The sequence below is a fragment of the Echinimonas agarilytica genome (assembly GCF_023703465.1).
GTDB lineage: Bacteria > Pseudomonadota > Gammaproteobacteria > Enterobacterales > Neiellaceae > Echinimonas > Echinimonas agarilytica.
The window spans coordinates 18,268-41,722 of the sequence record NZ_JAMQGP010000010.1 but is presented as its reverse complement, the minus strand read 5'-3'; the positions used below and the strand labels follow the sequence as shown (position 1 = coordinate 41,722).

Sequence of the window (23,455 nt, the reverse complement as noted above, 5' to 3'; positions counted from 1 at the left end):
GTATAAGAAATATGTACGCGGTTTTTCAAAGTGGCGGTAAACAGCACCGAGTTGCAGAAGGCCAAACCGTCCGCCTGGAAAAGCTGGACGTCGAAACCGGCTCAGCCGTTGAATTCGACAAAGTCCTGTTAGTTGCGAATGGCGAAAACGTTACAGTTGGCGCACCATTCGTTGAAGGCGGTAAAATTCAAGCGGAAGTGGTAACTCACGGTCGTGGCCCTAAGGTCAAGATTGTTAAGTTCCGCCGACGTAAGCACTCACGTTCGCAAGCTGGTCATCGTCAGTGGTTCACTGAAGTGAAGATCACAGCGATCAGCGGTTAATTAAGGAGTAATATCTAATGGCACATAAAAAAGCTGGCGGTAGTACCCGTAACGGCCGCGATTCGGAAAGTAAACGCCTTGGTGTGAAACGCTATGGTGGCCAAGCAGTTCTTGCTGGTAACATTCTTGTTCGTCAACGCGGCACTAAGTTCCATGCTGGTAACAATGTAGGTCTTGGTAAAGACCACACGTTGTTCGCTACATCGGACGGCGTTGTAAAATTTGAAGTTAAAGGTCCTAAGAATCGTAAATACATCAGCGTAGTTGCTGCCTGATTCTGACTTTCTTTGAGTTTTAAAAGCCCTGCCGATTAAGGCGGGGCTTTTTGTTTTCTGGAGCCGTATAATACGGCTAAAATATAAGTATCAGTTTGAACGGTAGGCACCCACATCATGAAATTTGTTGATGAAGCACGAATCTTTGTTGAAGCCGGTAAAGGCGGCAATGGTATCGTGAGTTTCCGTCGTGAAAAATATATTCCACGTGGCGGCCCAGATGGCGGCGACGGGGGCGATGGCGGTGATTTGTACCTTCAGGCCGATGAAAACTTGAATACACTGATCGACTATCAGTTTGAGCGTTCATTCCAAGCACAACATGGCGAAAATGGCCAAAGCCGAGACTGTACCGGACGACGTGGTGATGATTTAGTGCTTTATGTGCCTGTAGGCACACGTATTCGTGATGAAGACACCAACGAAATTGTGGGTGATTTAACGCGTCACGAACAAAAAATTCTAGTGGCCAAGTCTGGTTTTCATGGGCTTGGTAACGCACGCTTTAAGAGCAGTACAAACCGTGCGCCACGACATAAAACCAATGGGACACCGGGCGAAAGCCGCCACGTATTGCTTGAGCTTATGTTGCTCGCAGATGTGGGACTTCTAGGATTACCTAACGCCGGTAAGTCTACCTTTATTCGCTCTGTATCATCAGCCAAACCAAAAGTTGCCGATTATCCTTTTACAACCTTGGTACCGAACCTAGGTGTGGTTAGACTGGGTTCTGCCAGTAGCTTTGTTATTGCAGACATTCCAGGTCTGATTGAAGGCGCAAGTGAAGGTGCTGGACTTGGCGTTCAGTTCCTAAAACATTTGGAACGTTGTCGTATTTTGTTGCATATGGTGGATGTCATGCCTGCCGACTTGAGCGATCCGGCTGAAAATGCAATCACTATTATCAACGAACTTCATGCTCACAGCCCAGAGCTTGCTGACAAGCCTCGGTGGTTGATTTTCAATAAGTCCGATTTGATGCTCGAAGATGAGCTGGACGAAGTCATCGAGAGTGTGACCGAGGCATTGGAATGGGATGGCCCAATCTTCAAGATCTCGGCATCAGAGCGCAAAGGTACATTAGAATTGGCTCAAGCCATTGGTGAGCTGCTTGAACAAATGCCTCGTGACTTAGAAGAAACCGCAGAAATCAGAGAAGAAGTTGAATTTCAGTGGGATGATCATCACAAGCAGCAAATGGAAGAAGTGGAAAGCGCCGATGATTGGAATGATGAGTATGAAGGCGATGATGACGACGATGATTGGGACGACGATGATGATCACGGCGTTGAAATTATCTATCAAAAGTAAATTCGACGTCATCTCCCTCAATTAGGAGCGAATAAATGGATGAATCGGCCCACCAGAATATTGTCAGATTGGCACTGTGGGCTGGTCAGCTCATGCTTCAACATGGTGCTGATACCGAGCTGGTAGAAACCACCACCCACCGCCTTTGCACCGCTCTTGGTGCTGATTGGGCCGATATCGCTATATCGGCCAACAATATTGTCATTAGCTCTGTGAGTCAAAAGAAGTTTCTGACGAAAGTCCGTCGCGTCGTTGATCGCGGGATCAACCTTAAAGTTGTGTGTGACGTTGTAGGTTTAACCGAAATGGTCGAGCGAGGCGTGGCCGATACCTATATGGTTGAAAAACGCCTTCGATTACTCAGCGATAAACCTCGTAAATACAACCGCTGGTTGGTCACTTTTGTGGTTGCGCTAAGCTGTGCATGTTTTTGTTATTTGTTTGGCGGTGGACTGCAGGAATGTGCCGTTACCTTTACTGCGAGTTTAGTTGGCATGGTGGTGCGCCAAAGCTTTGCAAAGCATCATATTAACCCATTAATTAACTTTGCAGTCACGGCCTTTGTGAGTACTTCAGTTGCGTCTCTCGGGGTTCTATTTGAATGGGGGGAACATCCACGCATCGCAATGGCTGCAACGGTATTGATGTTGGTTCCTGGCTTGCCATCGATCAATGCTGTGAGTGATGCCGTTGAAGGTCATATTAGCGTTGCGCTTGCGCGTTGGACCTTTGCAACCATGCTTATTATGGCAACAGGAGCGGGCATTATGTTGGCGATGACGCTTACAGGGGTTTGGTCATGGATTTAAACTGGGTTGTACTGTCGTTGTTGCTGCCGATGTTGGTGGCTGTGGTTCCTGCTGTTGGTTTTGCCGTGTTGTTTAATGTTCCTATTCGTTTTTTAAAGTATTGCGGTATAGCCGGAGCAATGGGCTATGGAACTCGAATTATTGCGATGCAACTGTTGGATTTTCCAATAGAGATTGCATCGTTAGCTGCAGCCTCCGTAGTGGGCTGCTTAGCCATGTATTGGTCGCGTAAATTCCTAGCACCTGTTCAAGTATTTGCAGTGGCTGCGGTGATCCCAATGATCCCTGGTAAATTTGCTTTTGGTGCAATGGTGGGGTTGATGGAGATGAATCTACACAATCATTTTGATCCCGCTTTAATGACCGATGTATTAAGACTTGGTTTGAAAACCGTGTTTATTCTAATGTGTTTAGCGCTTGGAATTGCCGCACCTAGATTGTTATTCTATCGTGCTAAGCCTGTCGTATAACTGGAACTTATCATGCGAATTGCCATGATCGCTGCAATGGCTCGTAATCGAGTCATTGGCAAAAACAATCAAATGCCTTGGCACATGCCTGCTGACCTCAAACACTTTAAAAGCGTGACGATGGGAAAGCCCGTGATTATGGGGCGCAAAACATTTGAATCCATTGGGCGTCCCTTGCCCGGCCGAAAAAATATCGTGATTACTCGAGATGCTCAGTATCAGGTTGAGGGAGTTGAAGTGGTGACTACGCCAGAAGCTGCCATTCAAGCTGTGCCTGATGTGGAGGAAGTTATGATCATCGGAGGTGGACAAATATATGTGCACTTTCTGCCCATGGCGACGGACCTGCATTTAACTTTTATCGATGCAGAGCCAGAAGGGGATGCTTTTTTCCCTGAATTACCGTCAAGTTTTAAACAGGTGTCAACTGAACGTCACTTAAAGGATGAAAAGAACCAATATTCCTGTGATTTTACACATTGGTTAAGAAAAGCTAGGGAATTGTAAAAAAACCTGACGTTATACCATCGTTTTTTATATTCATTTGGTTATAATGCATGCGCTATCTAACTATTACGAAAAGCTCAGGAGTTATAAATAATGAATATAAGAGCTACTGCGTATGTATTAACCGCTCTTCTTGCTGCCCCCGTTTTTTCGGTTAACGCAGTAGGGGGCGATCAAGTTTTAACAAGCTTGTGCAACTATACAGCTCAGAATGATAAAAACCGTGTGCGTAAAACATTGAAAAACGCAGAAATCAGGCTTCGAGATATCTATTCAGACTTCCAATGCAATAACTTGAGTTTATTGCGTTTTGCAATGTCAAAAGATGCAGTTGAAGCTGGCGAATTTATTGTTAAAAAAGTCTCGAAAAAACAGTTAACTCAGCCTGAATCAGACGGTGCTACTGTTCTGGAATGGGCTGCGGCAAACGGCAAGGGTGATAGCCCAATTGTTGCTGCGATTAATGACCGAATCAATTAAGTCGTTTCGGCTTTATTAGTATTAGAGCCGAAAGCATAAAAAACCGCGCATCTGCGCGGTTTTTTTATGCGGTGCAAAGCACATCAAACTGAAAATCGTTCAATCGAGTTTTTCAGCTCCTCAGATAACGCAGCTACTTGCTGGCTTGCTTCTGCGGTTTGTTTGGCGCCTACAGCGTTTTCTTCGGCAATGGATACAATCTGCTCGAGTCGTTCACTGATTTGCGCAGTGACGTCCGTCTGCTCGCTTGCGGCATGGTTGATCTGATTACTAATGTCATGGGCGTGGTGAACAGAGTCAGTAATGGCTTGCAGCGCATTTGTCGACTCCTCAACTTGTTGCACACACTGATCGGCTTTTTCTTGACCTTGAGTCATAGCTGCAACAGCTTGCTGTGCTCCAGTTTGTAGTTGCTCAATCATTGTGTTGATTTCTTGCGTGGATTGCTGAGTCCGACTTGCCAAAGAGCGGACTTCGTCAGCCACTACCGCAAAGCCGCGGCCTTGTTCGCCTGCTCGTGCAGCCTCAATGGCAGCGTTAAGCGCAAGCAAGTTGGTTTGTTCGGCAATCCCCCGAATGACATCAAGAATAGAGCTAATGCTGGTGCTGTCTTCATGTAATTTATTAATTACGCCAGATGCGTGCTCAACTTCATTTGCAAGTGACATCATATTGCTACGTGTATTCGAGGCGAGTTCTTTTACATGTTCAGCTTCATCGTCTGCATGTTTAATGGCAGACAGCGTATCGTTGGCACTATTCACAACTTGTTGAGCCGAACTGTTCATCTGTGTTGTTGCTGCTGCAACTTGTTCGACTTCACTCTTTTGTTGCTGAATAGATACCGTTGATTGCTCTGTAATTGAGGATGTTTGTTCCGACGCTGCGCCCAGTTGTGTGGAGCGCTCAACAATACCATTGATCAGATCGCGTAGGTTATCGATGAGTACATTTACGTTGTGAGAAAGAATCCCAAACTCATCATTTTTATGCTCTTCCAAACGCTGAGTGAGGTCTCCGCTGGCCATTACATTGAGCATGCTGTTTACTTCATTTAAAGGACGCACGATGCTGCGCACAACGAAGAATGCAATGGTGCTGGCAAAAATCACAGAAATAATCATAACGATCGTATTCAATTGATTTCCGTCAGTCACTTCTTGCGCAACTTGCTTTTGAGCTTCTTCACTAAAAGCGTGGATATCGTGCGTGAGTTGATCGAGCTCGTGGATCAACTGTTCAGACTCTTGTTTCACAACCGCTAGCTGTTGTTTTGCTTGTTGTTGGGAGGTGATTTTGGTGGTATGCAGGCTCAGAATAGATTGATTGCCTTCGAGTGACTCTAGCACGGCTTCAATGCCTTCAACAGCATCTTCGATCAGTTCAGGTTCTTCAAAGAAGTCGACCTTTGATTTGATGAAATCGAGACCTTGGGTCATTGAGCGAGAGGTAAAGTCTAGTTCTTCCTTCGCCACTTCAACTTGTTTAAGTTGCGTCATCGTCAGAATGTCTTGACTCGTGGTGAGCAATGCCATGACTTTGATTTCAAGCGTATTGGCAAATGATGCAACCTGAGCATCGTTTACGTTTTCTGAAGATTCGCCATAATCGATCAGGTCAAGCAAGTATCCGCTGGCATCATCCGCAGCGTCTGACAAATCATCAATGGCATCAATAGAGTCGTCACGAGCAATCAAACTATCTTTACGTAGTTTTAAAGAGCGGTTTGCGTCCGACTGAAATTTTTCTAAGTTCGCGCGAATCGGGTTCAATTTACTGTTGAACTTAGCGGCCGACTTAGTTTGTTGATCGAGAGTATTAAAGGCTTCAATAACTTGCTGAGCTGAAGCTTGGTAGATATTCGATTCTTCAGTGAGCGCTTGTTGTTGATCTTGGTAATACGCAGACAACAGTGCCAGATCACTGCTGACCAGTTGAAGTTGTAATTTATTCACTGCACTGAGGGTGGGAACTGCGACTTGATTGACGCGTTGTTGCGACTCATTGACGGTGTTGAGACTAAGTAATGAGCTTGCACCGCTAAATAATAGTAAGGCTGTAATAACCGAGAAGCCTAGTATTACCCGCATTGCTACAGATAACTTCATGATATGACCTTCCTGACTGAAGATTGGTAAAATAAATGTTAAAAGCTTAATGCACGCTACCTGATGGCCCTTGTGATTGCTAGCGTTGGGCTCTTTTGTTCATATCTTTGGCAGTGCATTCTGCGTTACAGTCTGTTGCGCCTCCCAATGCAAAAGACTCATGTGGTTACCCCAAACACAACCTGTATCGAGTGCAACATAGTCAGGGCTATTTGTTTTACCCATCAACGCTGCCCAATGACCAAATAATTTAGTTGCTGTTTCATTGGGGAACCTTTGCTGCCGCAAAATATACCATGGCAACAAATTGTTAACGGTCTGTTGAGGATTTTCTTTAGCATCAAAATCTAATTTTCCATCCGGGTAGCAAAAACGCATCCGAGTGAAAGCATTGATGATGAAGCGATCTCGCTCACAACCGACTAAGTCATCATGCCAGACGTTGGGATGATTACCATACATACTTGTTAATAATGATAAGTAGCGATCACTTGAAAGTTTCTGCTCGACTTCTGCAGCAAGAAATGCCGCTTGTTCAAGTGTCCATTCGGGATATATACCCGCATGCGACATAATGATCGGGTAGTGAGAGTGAGTTAACAGCAAAGGTTGTTGACGGAGCCAGGTCAATAGTTCTGCTCGATCTTGCGCTTCAAAAATTGGAGCTGTACGGTCTTTGACCTTGACAGGGTGTATGCCTTCGCTGACGGCGAGTAAGTGAAGGTCGTGGTTGCCGAGCACTGTTTTGGTATTTTTGTGTTGTTTAACCCATCGCAGCGTGTCGAGTGAACGAGGGCCGCGAGCAACTAAGTCCCCACACAGCCATAGCGTATCGGAATCACTAAACTTAACGCGTTCGAGAAGCAATTGAAGTTCATCAAGGCAGCCTTGAATATCTCCAACAATATAGAGCGCCACGAGAGTCTATGACCTAATGCAATGCGTTGGGGCTAGCAAGCCGGAATGCTGGAATATCAACATCGAATACGTTGCCATTTTCAGTCTGAAACGAGTAATGGCCATGCATACTGCCGACGGCTGTTTCAAGCACCGCACTGCTGGTGTAGGTAAAATGTTCACCTGATGACAAGTGAGGTTGTTTACCAACGACTCCTGGACCACTAACCGAGCTCACATCGCCATTACCATTGGTGATATTCCAATGCCGAGTGAGCAGTTTTGCAGGCACTTCACCATTGTTGGTAATGGTAATAGTGTAGGCGAACAGGAAGTGTTCTTTTTCTGGAATAGATTGATGTGCCAAATAATTCACATCAACCTCAATTGAAATGGTAGAGCTAAGGTTAGCCACTGTTTAGCCTCCTAGTTTTGCTCGGGTGGATGCGCAGCAACGTAATTGGCAATTTGGACAAACTGCTCAAGTGAGACGGCTTCTGGACGAAGGCTTGCATCAACATTAAGCGTTTCTAAAGCTTCGGCATTGATCATGCGCTTCAAGCAATTACGAAGTGTTTTACGGCGCTGATTAAAAGCTTCAGCGACAACCTTCTCCAGCCAGCGGATATCATCAGCAGGCCATTGAGGCGGTGTTGGGATAAGGCGAATCACTGCGCTATCAACCTGCGGAGCGGGCTTAAATGCTGTGGGGGGCACTTCCAACACTGGAATTGCTTTGCAATAGTACTGCGTCATGACCGACAACCGGCCGTACGTTTTATTGCCTGGCCCTGAAGCCATGCGCTCAACGACTTCTTTTTGAAGCATAAAGTGCATGTTTTCGATAACGCCTTGGTAACTTAAAAGATGGAAAATCAACGGCGTCGAAACGTTATATGGCAAGTTGCCAAACACTTTGATTTTTTTGCCGTCTTCAACTAGTTGATGAAAATCGAACTTGAGAGCATCGCCTTCATGAACGGTGAGTTTGTTGGCAATAAAAGGGTGATGACGCAAGCGTTTGGCTAGGTCTCTATCTAATTCAATAACATGCAGATGATCGGCTTCTTCTGCCACAGGTTCAGTTAATGCACCTAGGCCCGGGCCAATTTCGACCAGTGTGTCGCCGCTTTGAGGAGAGATTGCTCTGACAATGCCGTCAATCACGTCTTCATCTGTTAAGAAGTTTTGGCCAAAGCGTTTACGAGCCGTGTGGCCTAAATGCGAACGACTACTCATGCTGGAACTCCTAAGCCTTTTTTCTGACGAGCGGTAGCCATGGCAATCGCCTCGCTCAATGCCACCACAAAGCTACCTACTTCTGCTTGCCCTGTACCCGCTAGCTCTAGTGCCGTGCCGTGATCAACAGATGTTCTGATGAACGGCAAACCCAAAGTGATGTTCATTGAGGCGCCAAACCCCTTTGCTTTGAGTACCGGTAGACCTTGGTCGTGGTACATGGCTAACACGGCATCGGCTTTTTCAAGGTATTTGGGTTGGAACAGAGTATCTGCTGGTAAGCAGCCCTCTAGTGTCATACCTTCTGCTCTGAGTTGCTCAAGCACGGGGTTAATGGTGGTAATTTCTTCTGTGCCTAAGTGACCGTCTTCGCCTGCATGGGGGTTTAACCCGCATACGTAAATGGTGGGATCATCGATCGCGAATTTGTCTTTTAAATCGTGATGCAAAATTCGAATCATGTTTTCAACACGCAAAGGCGTGATGGCCTTTGATACGTAAGCCAAGGGAATATGTGTGGTCACCAGTGCAACACGTAATCCTTCAGTGGCAAGCATCATCACAACGTCTGGTGTATTCGCATGTTGGGCAAAAAACTCTGTGTGGCCGCTGAACGAGACGCCCGCATCGTTAATAACACCTTTATGCACAGGGCCTGTAACCACAGCACAAAATTCACCGCTCATATTGCCATTGATAGCCGTGAGCAATGTATCGAGTACGTAATTCCCATTGTCTGGATTTAATTGGCCGCATACGGCCTGCGCCGACATTGCGTGATTGGCAACGACCATGGTTCCAGCTTTTGATGCAGAAACAGGCATGCTTGAATCATAATGAACAATACTGAGCGGCAGACCTAAGATCTCCGCTCGCTGTTGTAACAAGTCGACATTGGCGCAGACAACCAGCTGCACTGGCCAATCTCTTTGAGCAAGTTTAATGACTAAGTCTGGGCCAATACCAGCAGGCTCGCCCGGTGTAATTGCAATTCTCAAGGTCATTTATTCTTGCTCTTCATCGAGTACGTCGATGTATGCTGTTTCTCGCATTTCGGCTAACCAAAGTGCAGATTCTTCATTGAATTTACGGTTTGTAATCATCTGATAAGCCTGATCACGCCAGCGATCTTTAGTTGCATCTTGCGTTCGCTTATCCAACAACTGAACGATATGCCAGCCATGTGAGGTGCGGAATGGTTCGCTGACTGCGCCGATCTCCATTGTTTTGAGCATGGTGCTAAATTCAGGAACATACATGTCTGGGTTACCCCAGCCTAAATCACCGCCTTGCGCGGCAGAACCTGGATCTTCGGAATATTCTTCGGCCAATTCAGCAAATTTAGAATCGTCAGCTTGGAGTTGCTTACTGAATTCTGTCAGCATCGATTTAGCTTTGGTTTCGCTCAAAATAATTGAGGGCTGTAGCAAAATATGGCGAGCATTGACTTCTAAAGACTCAACAACTTCGGCACCGCGTTCTTCAAATACAGTTAAAATATGAAAACCAACAGGGCTTCTGATTGGCCCGATAAGCTCACCCACTTCTGCTGTTTGCAGTGGTTCAGAGAAAATAGTTGGAGCTTCGTTAATGTTCATCCAGCCCCAATCACCCCCTTCAAGTGCCTTGGGGCCTTGTGATGATGCGGTGGCTTGGCGACGGAAATCTGCCCCTTCTTGCAGTAAATCCAAGATTTTATCGATGCGTTTTTGGGCATCTTCAATTTCTTGCTTACTTGCTTCGGCATCAACAGAAACCATAATGTGGCCGAAATTGATTTCTCGGTTGGTTTCGCTCTGTTCCTGCAGCATGTCTGCCAATGCATCAATTTCTTGAGGCGAGACATTAATGCGGTTTCTGACCGCAATGCGCGTGACATCACCGATCACGAGCTCTTCTCGGAGGTCTTCACGGTATTGCTGAAAGCTCATGCCGCCTCTTTCAATCGTTGCACGCATTTGTTCAACCGTCATGTTGTCTTGGCGTGCAATATTGGCGATGGTTTGGTCTAACTGGGCGTCAGAAATACGTAAACCCATTCTTTCAGCCGTGGACATTTGCAGTTGGCGATTAATCAAACGCTCTGTAATTTGAGTTCTGAGCACTAAATCGCGAGGTAACGATTGCCCTGCCATGAGCGCTCGTTGTTTTACGTCTTCGAGCATGCGATCGACTTCGCTTTCTAAAACAACAGCATTGTTCACTCGAACCACGACGCGGTCCATGAGTTCAGGAGCTGCCATTGCTGGAATGGAAGACGAAAGGGCAAGTACATATCCTGCCAAAATGGTGACAAGTGTTTTTTTCATCGTATGTGTCTACTTCAAACGTTGTGCGAAACCCTTCAGGGCGCGACTTGGCAAACAGCCTGAGAGATTATCACAATCTCTTTAGTTGTTCAGATAGTAATTACGACGATAGCCAAACAGTGACTTATCGATCATAGATTGATGACCGCTCATATCTGATGAACCGCCAAATCCTTTAATTTCAAATTGAATTGCAATCCCTGCATCGTAGGCTTCGCGCTCTCTAAAGCTGTCGCCATCATCTGGGAAGTTGGTATTGAGATTACGTTGGTATACCAGCCGAATCGCCCAACAACATGATTGGTATTGGATTCCTACCAGTGATTCAATTGAACGTCCAAGGTCTGTATCGCGATAGTGGGTGCCGACTAACTGGTATTTTTCGCTGATAGGCCAGCTCGCCACTAAACCGAGTTGGTTAATCTCCCGAGTTTCAGGCTCGACATCAAAAGAACGTCCAAATACGATAGGCTCGGGTGAATAGTGATAACTAACTTGTGCAAGCTTGCGAGCGCTGGGTGAGTAGTTCAATAAAAGGCTCGATGTTTGAGTCATGTCACGTTCAAAGTCATATTGATATTCGGCACGAACGTCAAAATCGCCCATATAAGCATCCATTGACATGGCAAAGGCTGAAGCGTTCTCTGATTCTATTCCACTTAAATCTTCAAGCATCTCACTATCAGATAAGTAAATAATCTGCCCCATGCTTAAATTGAATGTTTCCTGATTTTGTTCGTTGAGCATGCGCGTAGTAACGCCTAAAGTCAGTTGGTTGGCATCTGAAATGCGGTCGATGCTACTAAAGCGGCGATCGCGGAATAGCGAATAAACGTCATCTCGCATGGCTACGGTGTCATAAACGCCAATCTCGTCTTGGTTTTCGTAATCGATGTAAAGATATTGAGCTTTGGGCTCTAATGTTTGTGTAAAGCGAGAGCCAAACCAGCTGGTGCTTCGCTCAAAGTTTAATTGCCCATAGGCACGGAATGAAGGAATTGTGCGAGACACGGACGAGTCGAGGGTATCGCTTGGGTCGTCTTGATCATAATAACTTTGGTATAGTTTCGCCTCTAATTCAAACGAATTAGACGGCTTGTGGACACCATAGCGAATAGACGGTTCAATATGGTAACGATTGGCAGTAACTTGATCGTCATCTTGATGATCAAAACGTGTGGCTTCAGCGTAGATATCCATGTCGATTACATCTGACAAGTAAGGAACACGGTAGGTAAAGTCGATTCGAGGCAGCTGTCGGTATACATCTGAAGTGTTACCAAACACTTCAAAATCGGTAACGGTTAAGTTGGAATCAAAAGATTCTGAAACATATGTGAGCTGAGCGGTTCGTTCAAGACGGTTATCAGTCTCGTTACCGACATCACTCCCTAAATCGTTAAAATAGTTATCATCAGAAACATGCGTATATTCGACGAAGCTGCGCCAATTTTCGGTAAATTTCCCTTGGTGCAACCAATGGGTCAGGTAGCGGTCATCCGAATTGGCTAACTCTTTATCTGAGCCCAGGAATTCAAAATTGAGCTGATTGTATTGTTCTTCACGAAGGTAACGCACTTCAGTAGAAATTTGAGTGCCTCGGTTGGCCATGTAACGCGGTGTGAATGTGGCGTCAGCGTCTTCTCTGAAGTTCCAGTAATAGGGTTGGCTTAAATCCAAGCCATTAGTGCTGCTATTGGAAATAGTTGGAAATAACAAACCCGTTTTACGTTTGTCGGAAATAGGAAATGTCATATACGGTACCCATAAAACAGGTACACCCATTAAACGAATGGTGGAACTATGGGCCTCCCCCCATTCTGATTCACCGTCTAGTTCAATTTCGTCGGCTTCCATCAACCAGCTGTCATCGCCTTCTGGGCAGGTGGTAAACGTGCCGTCTTTCAAAATGAACTTTTGTTCACGCTGAACAATTTTTAATGTTTTGGCTTTGCCTCGGCTACCGTCCGTTTTCATGGAATAGGTTGAATTCGTCATTTCAACCACGCCGGTTTCAGCATTGGCATTAAGGCCATCTGAGTCGACCATAAAAATTGGATCTTCGTAGTGAACGTCACCCGATGCATCTAATTGGCTTTGGTCTTGATTTAAAATAGCTTGTTGGGCTGTGAGCGACTTTGTGCCCTGTGTGACACTCACATCGCCAGTGAACTCTAACCGCGTATTGTGTTCGCCTGCGGCTTTATCGGCAGAAATAGTGAGTGGCATTGGAGTCTCACTCGCCTGATCTGCGTACCGCTGAGAGGCAGTGACGGGCGAGATGTTTTCCGTATTTTGACATGCACTCAGCTTAACGTGAGTGTTTTTTGTTGGCGCTTCAATAGAGGCGAAAGCAGGCAAAGCTGATATGGTCAGCGCCCCTAAAAAGATACTCCGAGTGATCAAGATGACATCCCTAATCTGCAGCTGTAGTTGAGTTATGAACTGATTAGCTGTTACTGTTGCGAACAATCATAATTCATCTTAGTCCTGACTGCTATGGATGTCTCCTTGGGTTCTTCCAGTTCTGATCTACATCACCGCCAAATGGCGTTAACAACATGGCTTCGTCAAGCCCTATCAAATTCAGATATCTGTCTGGAGTTGGTGTCGGGTGACGCAAGCTTTAGACGATACTTTCGTGTTTTGAATCATTCTCAAAGTGCGATAGCCGTGGACGCGCCTGCGCCCCATGAAAACTGTGAGTTGTTTTTACAAGTTGCAGCAGCCTATCGCAAAGCGGGTGTTCGGGTTCCGAACGTGCTGGCAGAGGATGCTGATGCAGGGTTTATGTGTTTAGAGGATTTTGGTGACCGGTTGCTACTTGCTGAAGTCAATTCATCAAACTGCACTGAGCTTTATGGGCGCTCGCTAGATGAACTCATTGCCATTGCCAGCGTTACTCAAACTTGCAAGGGGCAGTTGCCAGCTTTCAACAGGGCTCATCTTCAGCGCGAAAATGCCTTATTCACCGATTGGTTGTTGGGCACTCATTTGCAGCTTGAGTTGAGCGATGCTGAACAAACGATGCTCGAATGGACTTTTGATGCCTTGATAGATAATGCGTTAAGCCAGCCGCAAACTGGCGTGCATCGTGATTATCATGCTCGAAATATCATGTTGCTTGAAGGCGATGAGGTCGGCATTATCGACTTCCAAGACGCTGTTTATGGGGCTGTGACCTACGATGTAGTGTCGCTACTTCGAGACTGCTATATCGAATGGCCCGATCAATGGGTAGATGAAATGTTGTTTGAGTGGGCGCGCAAAGCTGTGGCCCAAGGAGTGTTTCTAGCGCCCGACCCCGAACAACTGAGACGTTGGTTTGATTTGATGGGCATTCAGCGCCACGTTAAAGCCAGTGGTATTTTTTGTCGTTTGTGCCATCGAGATGGCAAAACCGGCTACCTCAACGACATCCCATTAACGTTGTCTTACATTGCCAAATTCTCAAAGCGCCATGCCGACACCGTCGCACTGGCCGAGTTTATTGAACATCGAGTGATGCCCGCCTGGGAGGCCAAAGGATGATCCGTACGGCGATGATTTTAGCCGCAGGCCGTGGTGAACGTATGCGGCCTTTAACCGATCATCTGCCCAAACCTTTGCTTGAGGTGAATCATAAGCCTCTGATTGTTTGGCACATTGAACGACTTGCTCGTTTAGGTATTGAAATTATAGTGATAAACCATGCCTACCTCGGCTCTAAAATAGTAGAAGCTTTGGGTGATGGAAGTCAGTATGGAGTAAGCATTCATTATTCGGCCGAAACTGAGGGGGCACTTGAAACCGCAGGTGGTATTGTGAAAGCACTTCCTTTGCTGGGTGATGAACCGTTTTTGTTGGTTAATGGTGATGTTTGGAGCGACTTTGATTTTGGGGCGCTGCAGTCGTTAGAATTGTCGACATTGGCAAAGCTTGTGATGATCCCGAATCCAGAGCACAATCCGAACGGTGACTTTGTTGTTCACAATGGTGTATTAAGTCATAAAATAGATGGTCAAATAAGCTTTACCTATTCGGGAATAGGCTTGTATTCACCCAAGTTATTTGCACAATTATCAGTTGAAAGAGCGCCGCTCGCCCCATTACTTTATCGGGCGATGGAGCAGCAACTCATTTCTGCTGAGATCTATCATGGACAATGGTGTGACGTGGGCACACCAGAGCGACTTCAACAACTGAATGAACAGTTAGGAGCTTCCTAATGCCGTATTGGGGAAAGGTTTTGGGCTTCGGCTTTGGCCTTATGCTGGGCAATATATTTGGTGCCCTACTTGGACTATGGATAGGTCATTTATTTGACCGAGGCATGTCTCGTGAATTTTCTCAGCGTGGCGGCTTTGGTGGCATGTTTAATCAGAACAGTGCTCAGTTAACTAACCACATGGTGTTCCTGTACACCTCCTATGCGGTGATGGGCCACATGGCAAAAGCCAGCGGGCAGGTGACTCAGGCCGATATTGCAGTGGCATCTGCAATCATGGATCGAATGGGGCTCAAAGGCGAACGCCGTAAAGAGATGCAAGAGGCCCATCGTGAAGGGCGTGTGGCAGGTTTTCCACTACGAGACAGGCTTCGGGAATTTAAAGAAGCATGTTTCGGACGTCACGATGTGATGCAGGTGTTTTTAGAAATTCAGCTTCAAGCTGCATTTGCCGATGGTGAATTACACACCCGAGAACAGCAAATTCTTTATACCATTGCTGACGAATTAGGATTTGCACGAAGCTCTCTCGATCAATTGTTTTCCATGTGGCAGGCGGAGCAGAAATTTAAGCAGCATGCCAAAGGCGCGACACCGCACGATCGAAATCGCCAACTTTCTGAGGCCTATCGAATCTTAGGTGTTCAATCAACCGATGATATGACCGTCATTAAGAAAGCGTACCGCAAGTTAATGGCGCAGCACCATCCAGATAAACTGATGGCGAAAGGGGTTCCGGAAGAGGCGCTGACGATGGCAAAAGAAAAAACACAGGATATTCAAGCTGCGTACGAGCTTATTAAATCCCAGCGTTAAAACCGATAACCTACAGACATTTGCGGGCCTAAATCGGCAGGTGTATCTTCAACTGCGGGGCTCGCGACTTGCACAACCCCTTCAAAGTAGATGCCATTCGTAAACTTATAACGAACACCGCCACCATAGCTGACACTGGAATCCGTTGAATTTTGCAACGGCAGCGCGGTATTTGGATCTCGCATTAAATAAACACCGCCGCCCACTTGTACAAAACCTTGCCAATGTGGTGTGAATTCATAGGCTCCGCGAACATTTAGGGCATTTGACTCAGCATTGGACGTTGCGTTGGTAAATGCGCTTAAGGGATCGTAATTGAGGTAATCGACTTCAACGGACACATTTTCAGAGACTTGGAACTGTCCAGATGCTGCGAGTTTCCAATAACCAAGCGTGCCCTCTGGGCTTAAAAACCGAGTGGTGGGCAAAAGATCTTGAGTGGCATCAGCGTCCGCCTCATCAGCGGCGAGTAATATCGGAGACATACCCGCGGCTAGTAACGCGCAAACTACAGTTATTATTCTCATCAATTATGTATCCCCTGAATGACTCAAAATTCGAGTCAGACCCTAAGTATAGATACAGATTTTGATCTTTTACCAACCTAAATGATCAATCCAACCATGAATTTGTCGTGTGAGCCAAAGTTGGCTGCCTTGATTGGGCGGAACGATATTCATTGTACTTTGACGATAGTCTTCGCGCAGTCGTTTGCGTGCTGCGGTTGCTCGGGGTTTGATGGTGGCTTTTGCCCAGCGATTATCAAACGGTGTGTAAATATCCATCAGCGGATATTCGGACGTACCAAACCAGCTCGATAACTCAAAATTCAGGGCTGGATCGGGTAAATAGGGTGACAGCACAACTAATGCTTCTGGAGCCTCCAGTTTGCCATTCACATAGAGTGAAACAAGGCTTGCGGCTGACGTCCCTTCGGCAACGATCATTTTCGAACCTGGAAATTGTGCCGCGTATTCTAATGTGGCTTCTAGGGTCATTTGCAGCTGTGATTGGTAAAGCTCCCAGGCTGTTGCAAGTTCATTGGTGTCTTCGCTGGCGGGAGCGGTAAGAGCACCCTCTGGCCATGTAGGGGGCGTGATGACAATCGTGTCCCAACCTAGTTCAGCCAGAGATGACCGAAGAAACATCATGTTGTCTGGAGAAATTGCGAGTTTGCCTGCCTCTGGCACCAAAATGGCGGTTCCCCGCACTTTTATTCGTTCTGACCGCTTTAATAAAATTGCGAAAGGATCGGCTGACTTTGTGGTTAATTGTTGCAAATCTTGCCGCACATTGGCGGGCCAACCGTCAGGGAGCGCAGGAGGTTGGTCTTGTGCGCTTAACTGAACGGTGGTGAAAGCGAACACGACAAGCAGCAGTGTTTTAAAGGTCAGAATGTTCATGTGGTCCCGATAAGATGTAAACAATGAAGAAGTATCGTTTATCTATGGATTTAGGAACTCTAGCGCGTGTTCTGCTGGGCTGTCAAAACTGACAGTTTGCGCAGTAGTCGGATGCGTAAACTGAATGGTGGTAGCATGCAGTTGCAATCGTGATGCGCCCGTTAGTGCATTGCCTCTCGCATAGAGCTGGTCGCCTAAGATAACGTGTCCCAAATACAGCATGTGAACGCGCAATTGGTGTGAACGACCGGTAATCGGGTAGAGTGTCACTAAAGTTTGGTTGGCGTTACGTTTTTGCACCTTCCAAAGCGTCTGCGCGGATTTACCATGTTCGTAGCAGACCATTTGCTTGGGACGATTAGGCCAATCACAAATCAAAGGTTGATCCACCAACCCACCATCGTTTCCAACCGAGCCATGTACCCACGCGGTGTAAGTCTTCCCAACGGTGCGTTCTTGGAATTGCCGAGCGAGATTGCTCATCGCTGGGCGATTCAATGCCAATACCATTAAACCCGAGGTAGACATGTCTAAACGATGAATCACAACTGCGCTGGGAAAAACCCGGAGGATCCTAAGCATTAAACTATCTTGATGCTCAGGTAAACGCCCCGGCACCGATAGCAATCCGCTGGGTTTGTCAACCACGACGATGTCGTCGTCGTGGTACAGAACCTTCAGATAAGGTTCAGTTGGGGGGCGGTAAACAAAGCTCATTAGCTATGATTAACCACGATGAGCTGCACGCCTTCAATTCGCAATTGAGCTTGACTTAGAGCCGCTTGAGCTTGAATAGCTTGTTGTTCTAAAAATTCAATCTCTTCGTCGCGTACACTGGGGTTCACGGCCTTAAGCGCGGTTAAGCGATCAATTTCATGGCGAAAATATTGATCTGCTTTGGTTAATGCTTGCGCGGTCATCGCGTTACTTTGCACCGTCGCTTTGGCTTCACCATTGAGTATCAAGTCGGGTAAAAATTGGCGCAATGCAGCAACCAGTTTAGTACCGGTGTGGCGACCAATTGGACTCAATTGCGGCGCTAGCTGTTCGAATGAAACTTTGTCAGCTAAATCATTGCCGGTTTTATCCAGCAAGATACGAATAGTCTGTGATGACAAGAAACGTCCCAGTTGTAAAGAGCCAGGTGCACTCACTTGCAATGTGTAGAGCAATTGCAGCATGTAGCTGCCATTCGGCAATCCTCGATTCTTAATAATGGCAACGTTGGTTGAGCCGGTAGGAGTGCCGAGAATGGCATCGACTGCACCGGCTACCATAGGGTGATCCCAACTTAAGAATTGAACGTCTTCACGGCTGAGTGCGGTGGTACGGTCAAAAGTAATGGTGGCTCCATCGTCCGGTAGGCCCGGGAGTTCAGCTCCCAACATGCCTTCAGTGGGCATCAGAGCAATACATTTCTCGCCTTTTTCATCCTGATTGACGCCGTACACATCCCATAGTTTGAGCATGAATTGCGGTAACTCGGTTTCATCATCTTGAGCGGCAATGTCAGAGATTAATTGCTCGGCTTCTTTTTGGCCACAACTGCCCAATTCAAGCAGTCGGTCACGGCCTTTTTCTAGCTCGGCAATCAATTCCATGCGACGAGTTTTGGTTTGATGAATGAGTTGTTCCCAGTGCTCGGAATCCAAATTCATCAGCAAACCTTCCACCAATGATTGCTCAAACTCATCAAAGATTTTCTTGCCGATACTCAGCGTGCTTTCCAGCGCATTCAGGCCTTGGTGGAGCCAGTCGAGTAGGCGGATTTGAGCGCTGTCAGTGAGGCATGGCACATGAATGTTAATGTCGTGACGTTGACCAATACGGTCAAGGCGGCCAATGCGCTGTTCGAGCAAGTCCGGGTTTAACGGCAAATCAAATAGCACTAAGTGATGGGCGAATTGGAAGTTTCGACCTTCGGAGCCAATTTCTGAGCACAGTAGTACTTGGGTGCCGTCATATTCGTCTGCAAAGTGAGCGGCAGCGCGATCACGCTCAACAATACTCATGTCTTCATGGAAAGTTGAAACATGCATGCCGGTGCGTTCGCGCATGGTTTCTGCCAATTGCAGTACGGTGCGTTTTTGAGAGCAGATCAGCAACACTTTATGGGGTTTGAGTTCCGCGAGCTTGTTGAGTAGCCAATCCACACGAGGATCAATGTTCAGCCATGCTTCAGAGCTGCCTTCAATTTCACCGTAACAGGTTTCTGGGGTGAGTAGTTGAATGAGGCGCTCTTGTGGTTCGGAGCTCCCCATAAGCTTCATCGCAGTTTTATAGGCGGCTGGCATTTCTAACGCGTATGAGGTTAAGTTGCGTTTAGGGAACCCTTTGACGGCTGCGCGTGTATTGCGGAACAGCACTCGGCTGGTGCCATGGCGATCGAGCAATAATTCCAAAAGCTCATCTTTCGCGCTTTGACGTTGGTCAGCGTTGACAGAGTCATCTTGAATGCAGCGCAACAAGGGTTCAATGTCATTTTCGCTGATGAGTTCATTTAACAGGGTGAGTTGCGCTTGTGTGAGTGCTTGCTCATCTAACAATGCATTGGCAGCGTCAGCAACGTCTCGGTAGCTATTCTCTTCAGCCACAAAGCTTTGATAATCGTGAAAACGATTTGGATCGAGTAAGCGCAGACGAGCAAAATGGCCTTCGTGGCCGAGCTGGTCGGGGGTTGCGGTGAGCAATAATAGTCCTGGCGTTTGCTCGGCGAGTTGTGCAACTTGTTGATAATTTCGTCCGGGCTTGCCGTCTTCCCACGTTAAGTGGTGCGCTTCGTCTACCACCAATAAGTCCCACTCTGCCTCTACCGCGGCGTCGTGAATTTTGCGCTTGTTCATTAACCGCTGGCTGCACAATACAATCTGAGCAGATTCAAATGGGTTTAACGCTTCATCGAGAGACTCTTGTATGCGTGCTTCGTCGAACAAAGCCACTTGAATATTGAAGCGGCGCAGCAGTTCAACCAACCATTGATGCTGCAAAGACTCAGGCACCAAAATTAACACGCGTTGAGCACGTTCGGTTAACAGCTGTTGATGCAAAATCAACCCAGCTTCAATGGTTTTACCTAAGCCGACTTCATCGGCCAGTAATAAGCGAGGGGCAAAACGTTGGCCTGCCTCTTTGGCGATGTGAAGCTGGTGGGGGATTAAACCAATGCGCGCGCCGTTTAAACCTCGAATTGGCGAGCTTTGCAGGCGCGCACGATTTTGGAGACATTGGTGGCGTAAATTGAATTGCTCCATGCGGTCGAGCTGACCTGCAAACAAGCGATCTTGGGGTTGGTTGACCACAATGTTTGGGCTTAATTCTGTTTCAACCAACAAGGTAGTTTCGCCAGTATCAACACGGTCTCCAATATAGTAAATCACACCGTTGTTTTCTTTGAGCTCAGTAATTTTGAGCTGCCAGTCTTCTACGTGCGATACCGTGTCGTTCACGGCAAATGCTAAACGGGTTATAGGGGCATCTTTGATGCTATACACACGACGCTCTTCGGTTGCGGGAAAATACAGTGTGATAGTTCGCGCATCCAGCGCAGTTAAGATTCCTATACCAAGCTCTGACTCGTTATCACTGAGCCAACGCTGACCGATAGCATGGGACATATAATGGACCTGTGTGGACTTTTAAAAGGGCGCGAATAGTAGCTGATTTTACGACGTTAAGCACCATCAAAACCAACATTAATCGGTGATAAATCGAGTTCTAATTAACAGTCGTAAAATTCAGTGAACAAAGCGCTTTCATTATGTTGAATCTAAGTTTAGTCTAGAACTTGAGGCCAGTCGGGTCTCGCGAGGTTTCACTTCACTGACAATGGGAGTGCCTATGGGTCAGAACGACAAGAAAGTCTACATTCTCGATACCAATGTACTATTGCACGAACCTCTCGCTATCTATTCCTTTCAGGAACATGACGTCATCATTCCGATGACTGTTTTAGAAGAACTTGACCACATCAAAGACCGCCGCAAGGATGTTAGTCGTGACGCACGTATTGCGATACGTGCTATTGATGATGCGTTAAGGGACGCTACCCCAGAAGAAATATTAGCGGGCGTGTTACTCAAAAAAGCAGGAGATGATGCAGTTTCTGGGCATATATCTATTTATCCAGACCATGCGTTGCCAGAAGACACTGGCTTCTTACCGGCGCAAAATAACAACGACAACAAAATCATTAACACAGCTCTTTATTTGCAGCGCAGTCATGCCGAGCAAATGGTGGTGTTGGTAACCAAAGATATCAACATGAGGTTGAAGGCCAAAGGTGCCGGCATGCAGCATGTTGAAGATTATCGGACTGACCAACTGATCTCAGATGTCAGTATGATGTCTAAAGGTTTTCGAGAACTCGATCATTCTTTTTGGGATGATGTGGGGGATTGTGAAAGCTTCCAAGAAGGTCGTGATACATTTCACCTTGTATCTGACGCCTTGCTTCCTCAGGCATTTCCTAATGAATACATACTTGATGAGACCGATCAGTTTGCTGCGCGCGTAGTGGCCAGTAGCGATCACAAAGTCACCTTGCATGATTTAGGGCGCGAGCGTCTCATGGCGCGTCAAGCTTGGGGGGTTCATCCAAAAAATATTTATCAAGGCTTAGCGTTGGATGCGCTGCTCGATCCAAGTTTGGATCTGGTCGTACTGACAGGCCCTGCAGGGTGCGGTAAAACGCTTCTTGCGCTGGCGGCTGCGCTTGAATTGGTGGTTGAAAAAGGGATTTATTCGAAGGTCATTGTGACACGGAATACACCTGAAATTGCTGAGTCAATCGGCTTCCTACCAGGAACGGAAGAAGAGAAAATGGCGCCTTGGTTGGCGGCTATTACAGATACGCTAGAGGTCTTACACCGCCATGATGAATCGCCCGATGGGTCGATGGAGTACATCATGGATAAAGCAAATATTCAGTTTAAATCGGTGAACTTTATGCGTGGCCGAAGCATTCAAAATGCCTTGGTCTTATTAGATGAGTGCCAGAACTTAACAGCGTCGCAATTGAAAACAATTATTACCCGCTGTGGTGAAGGTACCAAGATAGTGTGCTCGGGAAATCTATCGCAAATTGATAGCAATTATTTGACGCCAGTGACATCAGGATTAACCTACATTGCTGAGCGTTTTCGCTCATTTGAAGGCAGTGCTCACGTTTATCTCAATGGTGTTGTTCGGAGTCGTTTAGCTTCATTTGCAGAAGAAAAGCTATAACCTCAACGTGACTTTATTCAAAGTCGCATCATGTGCTCAGGTCATGGGATTGTAATGATTCTCATGGCTTGAGCCGAGAGCTCTCGCTCTGTGTGTTTCATGACTTTCCCTATAGGCATTTGCTCAGGTGTTGATACTTCGGCAACTAGCCATTGCGCGCCATTGTCATTCACCAATCTTCCGTCTACTGGATAGTTTATTTGCACACCAATTAACGCATGGTCGGTCAAATGGATGAGCGCTAAAGGGCGCGTCGGATAGACACCTCGAATAATGCTTGCTGCAAGCGTGGCCTTAGAATGGGCGTCGGCTCTGTCTTCTAACAATACTGTCAAAGGCGGATCGTAATTGGTGATATCGCCGGTTGCAGGCTTGACTGGAATACTTTGAACAAAGCTTGCAACCCGCTCAATGGCTAAGTGCGGAGGAAGCATTCTAATTTGATCCCGAAAAGCATTAATAAACGGCATCATGGGTGAAATATTGGCATGCGTATAAAATTTGTAATCCGGAATGACGTCGATTCCACCGTAATATCCGGCTGCTATCACCAGGTGTCGTTGTGCTAAATATTCCTGCTCCGTTTGTCGTAAATGAGCGTCGAGGTTTTGCACCGTCTCCGCAACTGCTTGTGTTTTGTTTCCTGACACATGAACGTGATACTGAAAACCTGAATGCACCAAGCGTAATTTTACATCAGAGGGGAGCTTTGTTTCGGCGAATTTCACTTGTCGCGCCAAATGTTGATTCAGGTGGCGGGGTCTAAAGCGTTTATGAACGCGGCTTGCTCCAACCAAAGTTTGCGTGTTGATCGAGGCCTTTATGTAATGTTCAGCGTGCTTACTATCACGCCACACAAAGCTCAATAAGGTTTGGTCGCCTTGTTGAATTTTATTGAACTCGACTTGCGATTCATTGTTGGCAAATGCCAATGAACCGACTGTGCACATAATGAAGGCAATGATGAACCGCATAATAGTCTTAAGATCGTTGCTGAAGTCTTTAGCTTATATCTTTGCCTGCATTTTCCAAGTTATTTGGGGGGGAATGCGATATTGGACTAAATCCTTTAGAAAGA

General features: G+C 46.6%; 23 protein-coding genes. 11 read left to right on the top strand and 12 right to left on the bottom strand.

The genetic code is table 11. The annotated features are described in order from the left end of the window. Positions 1–11 precede the first annotated feature (11 nt). The 7 genes from rplU (at position 12) to NAF29_RS16755 (ending at position 4,175) form a co-directional block, all read left to right on the top strand. Entirely contained in the window at positions 12–323 is a 312-nt protein-coding gene (gene rplU / locus NAF29_RS16785) for a 50S ribosomal protein L21 (RefSeq protein ID WP_251262789.1), read from the top strand. Positions 324–340: 17 nt separating this feature from the next. After that, positions 341–598, top strand: a complete 258-nt coding sequence (rpmA, locus tag NAF29_RS16780; RefSeq protein ID WP_251262788.1) for a 50S ribosomal protein L27 — start codon at positions 341–343, stop codon at positions 596–598. Positions 599–715: 117 nt separating this feature from the next. Next, on the top strand, positions 716–1,909 hold the full coding sequence (gene cgtA / locus NAF29_RS16775; RefSeq protein WP_251262787.1) for an Obg family GTPase CgtA: 1,194 nt from the start codon (positions 716–718) through the stop codon (positions 1,907–1,909). A 35-nt stretch (positions 1,910–1,944) separates the two neighbouring features. Then, the gene (locus NAF29_RS16770; protein WP_251262786.1) at positions 1,945–2,718 is read left to right on the top strand and encodes a threonine/serine exporter family protein; all 774 of its coding nucleotides are present in this window, start codon (positions 1,945–1,947) and stop codon (positions 2,716–2,718) included. Continuing rightward, the gene (locus NAF29_RS16765) at positions 2,709–3,188 is read left to right on the top strand and encodes a threonine/serine exporter family protein (RefSeq protein ID WP_251262785.1); all 480 of its coding nucleotides are present in this window, start codon (positions 2,709–2,711) and stop codon (positions 3,186–3,188) included. The genes NAF29_RS16770 and NAF29_RS16765 overlap by 10 nt, the downstream gene beginning before the upstream one ends. Positions 3,189–3,200: 12 nt before the next feature. Beyond that, positions 3,201–3,695, top strand: a complete 495-nt coding sequence (gene folA, locus NAF29_RS16760) for a type 3 dihydrofolate reductase (protein WP_251262784.1) — start codon at positions 3,201–3,203, stop codon at positions 3,693–3,695. Positions 3,696–3,788: 93 nt separating this feature from the next. After that, positions 3,789–4,175: a DUF3718 domain-containing protein gene (locus NAF29_RS16755; protein ID WP_251262783.1), complete on the top strand. Its 387-nt coding sequence runs from the start codon at positions 3,789–3,791 to the stop codon at positions 4,173–4,175. An 83-nt stretch (positions 4,176–4,258) separates the two neighbouring features. Here NAF29_RS16755 and NAF29_RS16750 read toward each other — a convergent pair whose 3' ends face one another. From NAF29_RS16750 to lptD, 7 genes are all read right to left on the bottom strand, one after another. Next, positions 4,259–6,283 carry a methyl-accepting chemotaxis protein gene (locus NAF29_RS16750; protein WP_251262782.1) on the bottom strand — a complete coding sequence of 675 codons (2,025 nt, stop codon included), beginning with the start codon at positions 6,281–6,283 and terminating at the stop codon, positions 4,259–4,261. A 99-nt stretch (positions 6,284–6,382) separates the two neighbouring features. After that, positions 6,383–7,201: a symmetrical bis(5'-nucleosyl)-tetraphosphatase gene (locus NAF29_RS16745; protein WP_251262781.1), complete on the bottom strand. Its 819-nt coding sequence runs from the start codon at positions 7,199–7,201 to the stop codon at positions 6,383–6,385. Between the two features lie 13 nt (positions 7,202–7,214). Continuing rightward, a complete protein-coding gene (gene apaG, locus NAF29_RS16740; RefSeq protein WP_251262780.1) occupies positions 7,215–7,595 on the bottom strand; it encodes a Co2+/Mg2+ efflux protein ApaG in 381 nt (126 codons plus the stop codon). An 11-nt stretch (positions 7,596–7,606) separates the two neighbouring features. Then, complete coding sequence (gene rsmA, locus NAF29_RS16735) at positions 7,607–8,419, bottom strand: 16S rRNA (adenine(1518)-N(6)/adenine(1519)-N(6))-dimethyltransferase RsmA (RefSeq protein ID WP_251262779.1); 813 nt, start codon at positions 8,417–8,419, stop codon at positions 7,607–7,609. Next, positions 8,416–9,423 (bottom strand): 4-hydroxythreonine-4-phosphate dehydrogenase PdxA, encoded by a 1,008-nt coding sequence (gene pdxA / locus NAF29_RS16730; protein WP_251262778.1) that lies wholly within the window; start codon positions 9,421–9,423, stop codon positions 8,416–8,418. Before pdxA ends, rsmA begins: the two co-directional genes overlap by 4 nt. Further along, entirely contained in the window at positions 9,424–10,728 is a 1,305-nt protein-coding gene (surA, locus tag NAF29_RS16725; RefSeq protein ID WP_251262777.1) for a peptidylprolyl isomerase SurA, read from the bottom strand. It lies immediately after the preceding gene. Positions 10,729–10,809: 81 nt separating this feature from the next. Then, positions 10,810–12,957, bottom strand: coding sequence for an LPS assembly protein LptD (gene lptD / locus NAF29_RS16720; protein WP_251262776.1), 2,148 nt, complete (start codon positions 12,955–12,957; stop codon positions 10,810–10,812). A gap of 282 nt (positions 12,958–13,239) precedes the next feature. On the opposite strand from lptD, the gene NAF29_RS16715 reads away from it, so the two are divergent. Genes NAF29_RS16715 through djlA form a run of 3 tightly spaced genes read left to right on the top strand, consistent with a single transcriptional unit; the run spans position 13,240 to position 15,751 of the window. Beyond that, positions 13,240–14,259 carry an aminoglycoside phosphotransferase family protein gene (locus NAF29_RS16715; protein WP_251262775.1) on the top strand — a complete coding sequence of 340 codons (1,020 nt, stop codon included), beginning with the start codon at positions 13,240–13,242 and terminating at the stop codon, positions 14,257–14,259. Then, positions 14,256–14,936: an N-acetylmuramate alpha-1-phosphate uridylyltransferase MurU gene (gene murU, locus NAF29_RS16710; protein WP_251262774.1), complete on the top strand. Its 681-nt coding sequence runs from the start codon at positions 14,256–14,258 to the stop codon at positions 14,934–14,936. The genes NAF29_RS16715 and murU overlap by 4 nt, the downstream gene beginning before the upstream one ends. Further along, positions 14,936–15,751, top strand: coding sequence for a co-chaperone DjlA (gene djlA / locus NAF29_RS16705; protein ID WP_251262773.1), 816 nt, complete (start codon positions 14,936–14,938; stop codon positions 15,749–15,751). Before murU ends, djlA begins: the two co-directional genes overlap by 1 nt. Here djlA and NAF29_RS16700 read toward each other — a convergent pair. From NAF29_RS16700 to rapA, 4 genes are all read right to left on the bottom strand, one after another. Beyond that, positions 15,748–16,278 carry an outer membrane beta-barrel protein gene (locus tag NAF29_RS16700; RefSeq protein ID WP_251262772.1) on the bottom strand — a complete coding sequence of 177 codons (531 nt, stop codon included), beginning with the start codon at positions 16,276–16,278 and terminating at the stop codon, positions 15,748–15,750. The genes djlA and NAF29_RS16700 overlap by 4 nt on opposite strands. Positions 16,279–16,347: 69 nt before the next feature. Further along, positions 16,348–17,154 carry a DUF3530 family protein gene (locus NAF29_RS16695; protein ID WP_251262771.1) on the bottom strand — a complete coding sequence of 269 codons (807 nt, stop codon included), beginning with the start codon at positions 17,152–17,154 and terminating at the stop codon, positions 16,348–16,350. A 42-nt stretch (positions 17,155–17,196) separates the two neighbouring features. Next, entirely contained in the window at positions 17,197–17,871 is a 675-nt protein-coding gene (locus tag NAF29_RS16690) for an RluA family pseudouridine synthase (RefSeq protein WP_251262770.1), read from the bottom strand. Beyond that, positions 17,871–20,768, bottom strand: coding sequence for an RNA polymerase-associated protein RapA (gene rapA / locus NAF29_RS16685; protein WP_251262769.1), 2,898 nt, complete (start codon positions 20,766–20,768; stop codon positions 17,871–17,873). The genes NAF29_RS16690 and rapA overlap by 1 nt, the downstream gene beginning before the upstream one ends. A 223-nt stretch (positions 20,769–20,991) precedes the next feature. On the opposite strand from rapA, the gene NAF29_RS16680 reads away from it, so the two are divergent. Next, positions 20,992–22,377 carry a PhoH family protein gene (locus NAF29_RS16680; RefSeq protein WP_251262768.1) on the top strand — a complete coding sequence of 462 codons (1,386 nt, stop codon included), beginning with the start codon at positions 20,992–20,994 and terminating at the stop codon, positions 22,375–22,377. A 41-nt stretch (positions 22,378–22,418) separates the two neighbouring features. On the opposite strand, the gene NAF29_RS16675 is transcribed toward NAF29_RS16680, so the two are convergent. Then, positions 22,419–23,351, bottom strand: a complete 933-nt coding sequence (locus tag NAF29_RS16675) for a hypothetical protein (RefSeq protein WP_251262767.1) — start codon at positions 23,349–23,351, stop codon at positions 22,419–22,421. Between the last annotated feature and the right edge of the window lie 104 nt (positions 23,352–23,455).